The organism is Streptomyces murinus, assembly GCF_002154555.1.
Lineage (GTDB): Bacteria > Actinomycetota > Actinomycetes > Streptomycetales > Streptomycetaceae > Streptomyces > Streptomyces murinus.
This window is the reverse complement of the sequence record NZ_MUNF01000301.1, coordinates 1-2868: the sequence shown is the minus strand read 5'-3', so window position 1 is coordinate 2868 and position 2868 is coordinate 1. Positions and strand designations below refer to the sequence as shown.

Sequence of the window (2868 nt, the reverse complement as noted above, 5' to 3'; positions counted from 1 at the left end):
GTCAGAGGTCGGGCAGGGCGGCGGTGGCGCCGGGGGCTGCGCCTCGCAGCCGGGGGATACGCCGTGCAGCCCGGGTCACGTCTGACCGCCCGCGTTACGCCTGACGGCCCGTGTTACCCCTTGCGGCCCCACGCCGAGATCATCGGTGCCGTGGTCAGGTCCATGGCGCCGGTCTCGACGTTGGCGAGGTGCTGGTCGATCTCCTCGTCGGTGGCCAGGCCCGCGTCGAGGAGCCGGCCGCGGATCTGGCGCACGGTCGCGGCTTCCAGCGCGGTGCAGGCGGGCGAGGTCATGGGGAAGAAGCCGTCGGCCTCGACCTCGTGCAGTCCGGCCTCGCGGAGCAGGCGTGGCAGTCGGCGGCCGTAGGAGAGGTCGGCGCCCCGTTCGGCGAGCAGGCTGCGGAAGCCCTGGCGGAGCCGGTTGGCGAGCCGCTGTTCGGGGCCGTGCTCATCGGGGCAGGTCAGCGGCTGGAGGGCGGGGTCGGCGTCCTCGATCAGCAGTCGGCCGCCGGGCTTCAGCGCCTTGATCATGGAACTCAACGCGCGTGTCCGGTCCGGGACATGGACGAGGACGAGCCGGGCGTGGACCAGGTCGAAGCCCTCCCCCGGCGGCTCCTCGGCGCCCACGTCGTGGGTGCGGATCTCCACCGGCGAGTGGTCCACGGGGGCCAGCCGCGAGGTGTCGATGTCAGTGGCGACGACCGCGCCGTCCGGCCCCACCTTCCGCGCGAGCCAGGACACCACGGAGGTGCCGCCTGCCCCGACCTCCCAGCAGCGCCAGCCCGGCTCGATACCGAGGGCCTCGATATGCCGGAACGTCGTGGGGTCGAACAGGGTGGCGAATGCGTCGAAGCGCTCACCCGCCTCGCGCTGCCGGTTGTCCAGGAGGTACCCGTCGGATGCTGTCATGCCGCGCATCATCCCAGGTGGCGGGCGGGTACGGGTGGTCGGCTCCGCAGGCGCGGTGGTCGGCTCCTCGGGCGCGGCTGATCGGTTCGTCCGGGGCGGCCGGCCGGCTCCTCGCGTACGGGCAGAGGTTTTCCACAGGCGGGAACAAAGCGGAACTCCACGTTCCCACAGGCTTGCCCGCTCTTTGCTCAGGACTGGCACACTTTCGGGCCAGGGCGCGAAAGCGTCGCACGGGGAGGATCCACGCGAGGAGATCCAGATGTCCATGGCAGGGAACCTGCGGAAGGTCACAAAGCTGGGCACGGCCGGCGGCCTGCGCAAGGTCGCACAGCTGGCCCGGCGACGGCCGCGCGTGGACCTGAGCCATCCTGCCCGCTCGCCCCTGGGCTCCTCCGTGGTCAACTGCGTGACGTACCAGGACGGCATACGGGTACCGCAGTGCACCGATCTGCTGGAATCGGTGCGGATGGTCCGCAAGACCGGCGAGGGCTTCGTCTGGCTGGGGCTGCATGAGCCGACGGACCGCGAGTTCGCGGGCGTCGCCGAGCTGTTCGACCTGCATCCGCTCGCGGTGGAGGACGCGGTCGAGGCCCATCAGCGACCGAAGCTGGAGCACTACGGCAACACCCTGTTCGCGGTGTTCAAGACCGTCTGCTACGTCGAGCACGAACGGCTGACGGCGACCAGCGAGGTGGTGAACACCGGCGAGATCATGGTCTTCGTCGGCGAGGACTTCGTCATCACGGTGCGACACGGCCGGCATGGCTCACTCGGGCCGCTGCGCGAGGAGTTGGAAGCACACCCGCACCAGCTCTCCAAGGGCCCGGCCGCGGTGCTGCACGCACTGGCTGACCATGTGGTCGACGGCTACCTCAGCGTGACGGACGCGGTGCAGGCCGACATCGACCAGGTGGAGACGGAGGTGTTCTCGGAAGGGGGTGCGCGGCTCGACCCGGGGCGGATCTACCAGATGAAGCGTGAACTGCTGGAGCTGAAGCGGGCGGTGATGCCGCTGGCCCGCCCCGTGGAGGACCTGGCCACCCGGCCCCTGCGAGTCGTCGCCCCGGACATACAGGCGTACTTCCGGGATGTCCTCGACCATCTGACCCGGGCCAAGGAGCAGATAGCCGCCTTCGACGAACTACTCAACTCCATCCTCCAGGCGCATCTCGCACAGGTGACGGTCGCGCAGAACGAGGACATGCGGAAGATCACGGCATGGGCGGCCGTGATCGCCGTACCGACCATGGTGTGCGGGGTGTACGGCATGAACTTCGACCACATGCCCGAGCTGCACTGGCGGTTCGGCTATCCGCTGGCCATGGCGGTGATGGCGGCGGCCTGTCTGGCGCTGTACCGGGGCTTCCGCCGCAACGGCTGGCTTTAGCCGCGCCGACCGTCCCCCGGAGCGGCGGGCATGCCGGGCGACGGGGGCCGGTGGTCCGGCGCGTGCGGCACACGCGGCGTGGGCGGCGGAGAGGGTCTGTGTGCGACGGCTGTCGAGGGTCAGCCGCGCCAGGCGGGGTGGCGTGGATCGTCGGCGCGGACGAGGACGTCCGCCGTGGCCGCCGGGTCGGTCTCCGACTCGTAGCGCTCGAAGGCGGGGAGCGTCCAGTGGTCGGTTTCGGGAGTACGGCGGCGCAGAGCGGCCGGGGACAGGAGGACATGGACGGTCAGATCGAACGGGAACCAGTGGCGCAGCAGAAGGGGGCCATGGAGCAACAGGACGCCACCGGGTGGCAGTTGAACATACGGGCTGCGGGTGGCACGGTCGGTGCCCGGGTCCCACAGGTCGGGCAGGACGCGGCCGCTGCCGCCGGGGTCGAGCGGGCCGAACACCTCTCGCCACAGGGCGCCGGTGTCGAGCCAGCCGCCGTAGTACGACTCCGCGTCGCGTCGCCCGTGCTCCAGGCGCAGTGAGGCGGGGCGGAGAAAACCTTCCGCCCCGCCTCACTGCGCC

General features: G+C 70.9%; 2 protein-coding genes and 1 pseudogene. 1 reads left to right on the top strand and 2 read right to left on the bottom strand.

The window, feature by feature from the left end; genetic code table 11:
- Positions 1 to 113: 113 nt before the first annotated feature.
- Positions 114 to 908 (bottom strand): methyltransferase domain-containing protein, encoded by a 795-nt coding sequence (locus CCN72_RS18910; protein ID WP_086808544.1) that lies wholly within the window; start codon positions 906 to 908, stop codon positions 114 to 116.
- Positions 909 to 1167: 259 nt separating this feature from the next.
- On the opposite strand from CCN72_RS18910, the gene corA reads away from it, so the two are divergent.
- Positions 1168 to 2295 carry a magnesium/cobalt transporter CorA gene (corA, locus tag CCN72_RS18905; RefSeq protein ID WP_086808543.1) on the top strand — a complete coding sequence of 376 codons (1128 nt, stop codon included), beginning with the start codon at positions 1168 to 1170 and terminating at the stop codon, positions 2293 to 2295.
- Positions 2296 to 2414: 119 nt separating this feature from the next.
- On the opposite strand, the pseudogene CCN72_RS18900 reads toward corA, so the two are convergent.
- Positions 2415 to 2855, bottom strand: a pseudogene (locus tag CCN72_RS18900) (nucleoside/nucleotide kinase family protein); the annotation flags it as partial.
- Between the last annotated feature and the right edge of the window lie 13 nt (positions 2856 to 2868).